The organism is Kitasatospora sp. NPDC047058, assembly GCF_040643935.1.
Lineage (GTDB): Bacteria > Actinomycetota > Actinomycetes > Streptomycetales > Streptomycetaceae > Kitasatospora.
This window is the reverse complement of record NZ_JBEYVJ010000510.1, coordinates 1-4,231: the sequence shown is the minus strand read 5'-3', so window position 1 is coordinate 4,231 and position 4,231 is coordinate 1. Positions and strand designations below refer to the sequence as shown.

At 76.4% G+C, this 4,231-nt stretch carries 1 protein-coding gene and 1 pseudogene; one reads left to right on the top strand and one right to left on the bottom strand.

What is annotated here, in order from left to right; all coding sequences use genetic code 11:
• A partial coding sequence (locus tag ABZ885_RS36460) for a TIR-like protein FxsC (protein ID WP_360198714.1) occupies positions 1-3,221 on the top strand: 3,221 nt, incomplete at its 5' end.
• A gap of 321 nt (positions 3,222-3,542) precedes the next feature.
• On the opposite strand, the pseudogene ABZ885_RS36455 reads toward ABZ885_RS36460, so the two are convergent.
• Positions 3,543-4,231, bottom strand: a pseudogene (locus tag ABZ885_RS36455) (hypothetical protein); the annotation flags it as partial.

Below are 4,231 nucleotides of genomic sequence, written 5' to 3'. Positions count from 1 at the left end.
CCGCGCCCAACGCCGGCTGGGAGGCCACCGCCGTCCGCCCGCGCGGCCGGTCCCACCGGCGGCTGCGCGACCGCGCCATCGAGCGGCCGCTGCCGGTGCCGGTGGTCGACCCGAGCCCGGGCTCACTGGCCGCGCTCGCCGCGCTGGTCTCCGGCGGCGGCCGCCGCGAGCGGCTCAGCTGTCTGCTGGTCGGCGGGACCGCGCAGGCGCCCGCCGCCACGACCGGTCCGCCGTCCACAGCCGGTCCGCCGTCCACAGCCGGTGCCGTGGTGACGGCCGTCCCGTCGGCGGCGTCACAGCCACCCGTTCCGACCACCGCGGAGCTGGCCTTGAAACAGTTCCGGGCGACCGCCTCCCCACTGGCCCAGGAACTGGCCGGCCACCTGTCCGCCGTCCCGCTGGTGCTCCCGGTGATGACCCTGGTCCGCCGGGCGATGGTCCCGCAGGCCGACCACGGCCACCTCGCCGAGGTCCTGCTCGGCGGCCTGCTCGCCCCCTGGGAGGCCCCACCGCCCGGCTTCCACCCGGACGGCGTCGAGTTCGAGTTCCTGCCCGGCGTCCGCGACGCTCTCCTCGGTGCGCAGCGCCGCGACGACGTCGCGGTGGTCCGCCGCACCGTCCGCCACGAGGTGGCCGCCTACCTTCGCTCGCGCAGCCGCAGCACCGCCGCCGACTTCCCGGCCGTCCGCGTCACCGACGACAGCCGCACCCGCGAAGTGACCCCGGACGCCCTCCCGTTCGCCGAGTCCCCGGCCGGTCACGGGGCCCGCACGCCGGCCCGCCTGTCCGGGGCCGTGCCCGTCGCGGAGGCCCTGGAGTACCCCGAACTCCTCGGCGTGCGGCCCACGGACCGGCTCCCGGACGAGCCGGGCCTTCCCGTCCTGACGCCCTACTACCGGCGCGCCCTGGACGACTCGCTGGCGGCCTTGCTGCCGACCGCCCCGGAGCACCGGAGCCTGCTCCTGCTGGCCGCCGGCAGGCGGGCCACCGGCAAGACGCGGGCGTGCTTCGAGCTGCTGCGCCGGCTGCCCTCCGGATGGGTGCTGCAGCGGCCGCAGGCCACGGGGGAGGACCTGGCACGGCTGCGGGGGACCGGCCCGCACACGGTCGTCTGGCTGGACGACATCGAACGGCTCTTCAACTCCTCGGTGACGGAGGGCCCCCGCCTTGCCGAGGCACTGGCGGAACTGGCCGCCGACCAGGACCGGGCCCCGGTGGTCCTGCTCGGTACGGTGCGCCAGGCGGACCCGGACGAGGACCTCCGTGCGAGGTTCGCCCAGAGCCCGTTGGCGCGGATGCTGCCCCTGGTGCGGACCAGGACCGTCCACGTGCCGACCGAGTTCACCCGGGAGGAGGCCGGGGCGGCCGCTCTGCTCGATCCCCGGCTCGGCGAGGTGGTCCAGGCGACCAGGGACCGGCGGATCGTTCAGGCCCTGACCGCGGCGTCCGGACTGCGCGCCCGGTACGACCAGGCACCGCCGATGGTCCGCGCGGTCCTGGACGCGACGACGGACATGCTCCGGATGGGTCACCGGCGGGCCCTCCCCGCCCGGCTCCTGGCGGACGCGGCGCCGGGCTACCGGGGCGGCCCCACCCCCCGCGACCGGCTGCGGGACAGCTGGTTCGAGGAGGCGATGGAGTTCGCCACCCGGCGGGACCACGAAGGCGCCGGCCTGTTCCGCGCCGAGCAGCGGACGGTCTCCGGGGCGGCCGACGACGTTTCCTACACCCTCCACCCGCTGGTGGAGGCCTGGCACCATCGCTGCCGGCCGCCGGACTCGGCCCCGCCCGAGGAACTCTGGCGGGCGGTGCTGGAGCACGCGGACCGCGGTGACCTGCTGCGGCTCGCCAGCGGCGCCCGCCGCCTCGGCGCGGCCGGCCACGCCCGCGAGATCGAGGCGGCGGCCGACGCCTACCTCAGCCGCCGGCTGCCCGGGCCGCCGGCCGCGGGCGGCGCGGCCGACGACGAGGACGTCCGGCCGTACTTCTACCTCAGCCACGCTCCGACCCCGGCCGCGGCCGACGGGATGGACCCCGCCCTCTGGGTCCGGAAGCTCTGCGAGGACCTCAGCGACGCCATCCTGCAGCTCACCGTCGTGCCGGCCGGAGTGCCGGTCGGGATCATGGACGACGACCCCGAGCGCGGGCCGACGGCTTCCGAACGTGCGGCGCGGGCGCTGGCCACCTGCCGGGTCTTCGTGCCGCTTTACTCGCCCCGGTACTTCGCCGACCGGTCGTGCGGCCAGGAGTGGCACGCCTTCACCCGGCGGCAGGTCTACCCGGCGACCGCGGACTCGGAGCACCACAGCGGCATCGTGCCGGTGCAGTGGAGTGCTCCGACGCGCCATCGCGTGCCGGAGGTGGTGGCCCGGCTCCGGGCCGATCACGCGGGCTTCGGGCCGGACTACGCCGCCGAGGGCATGTACGCCCTGATGAGTCTGCGCCACTTCCGCTCCGCCTACGAGCTCGCGGTGCACCGGCTGGCCCGGCGGATCGTCGAGGTGGCGGAGGAGACGGTGATTCCGGTCGGTCGCCGGATGAACCTCGCCGGCCTGCCCGATGCCTTCGAGTCCGGCTCCGGAGCCGGGCCGGACATCAGGGTCCTGGTCCTGGCCTGCCGACAGGACGAGTTGCGGCCGGAGCAGAGCCCGGCCGCCTACGGGCCGCGGCGGACCGACTGGAACCCCTGGCCGGGTGCGCTGGCACGGCCGCTGGCGGAGCACACGGCTGCGCTGCTCCGGCGGTTCGGACTCCGGCCGACGGTGCACGACCTGGTCTCGGCGGGCACCCGGGTCCTGCGTGACGACACCGCGGGAATCCCGGTGGTGATGCTGCTGGACCGCTGGGCGCTGCTGGACGACGAGCGGTTCGAGTTGGCCGACCGGGTCGTCAGGCAGAGCAGGCACCTGGTGGGGGTGCTGCAGCCGGTCGGCCCGGAGCACTCGGCGGGCGCCCTCGAACCAGCCGACCTGGTCGCGCTCACCCTGCCCGCACCTTCGTGGAGCGAGGCCGAGCCGGACCGGGCGGTGTCCGGCGCCTGGGCACCCGATCTCCCGTCACTGACCGCGTACGAGCACGCGCTGAGCACGGTGGCCGCACAGGTCCGCCGGGACGGCGAGGCTCGCCCCCGGGTGGGCTCGGAGACCCCTCCGTCACCCGGGCGCCCACGGCCGGACCCGCTTCCGCCCGAGGCCGGCGCACCGGGCGGCCCCGTCGACTGACCGGCGTCCGCCGGCCGGGCCCGCTACCGCGCCAGTGCCTCCGCGTCCCCCATCACCACCACCGGCCGCCGGGCCGGGGCGAGGGCGAGCAGCAGCTCCCGCAGGTCCTCGGAGCGGCTCGCCGTCGAAGCCGGTCGGTGTCGGCACCGGCGGCGGGCAGCGGGGGAGCCGGGGCGGCCCGGTCGGCCGGGGACGCCGCACCGGGGGCACAGCCCGCCAGGATCAGCGCCATCCCGGCGAGGGCACGACGGGGTAGGGACATGGCGGAACCGCCTTCGGAAGGAGCGAAAGGGGGAGCGGGCGAGCAGGGGCGACGCGTGGTCAGCCGCGGGTGCTGCCGGGGGCCACCGGGGCGTCTCCGGTGTAGCGGAGCGTGTCGAGGAGCTGCTGCACCTTCTGCACGCCCGGCACGGACGAACCGTTGAGGCAGGCGGAGAGCTCGATCACGGCCATCCCGCTGTCCAGGATCACGGCCCGGTGCCCCACCAGCTGAGCGGTGCCGCCCCAGCCGCGGCAGGTCTTGTCGACCTCGGTCGCGACGGCCGGACCGTCGTACCCGTAGATCTTCTTGGCCTCCGAGCTGTCGCCGACCAGCCTGAGGGTGATCAGCGTGCCGCCGTCGGACAGTGTGCCGTCGGACAGTGTGTTGACGGGGACGCAGCCCTGTTGCTGCAGCGGGCAGGCGGTCCGGGTGTCCAGCGGCTGGCTCGCCAGGTAGCCGGTGGCGGTCGGCGGTTTGCCGGTCAGGACGGCGAGGCTGACCCAGCCGTTCGGGACGTCGATCATCACCCCGTGGAGGTCCGGGAACTTGACCGGGCGCTCGACGGGCCCGGGGGGCGGCGGCGTGCTCGGCGTGACGGTCGGCGTCCGGCCCGCTTCGGTGCCCCCGGTGGTGCCCCCGTCGGGGTTCGCTCCGGGGCCGGCCTGGCTGCCCGGGGTGCCCGGTGCGCCGCTCGCTCCGGCCGACGGCGTACCGGGGCCGGCGCTCGCGGGGTGCAGGGCGACGGTCG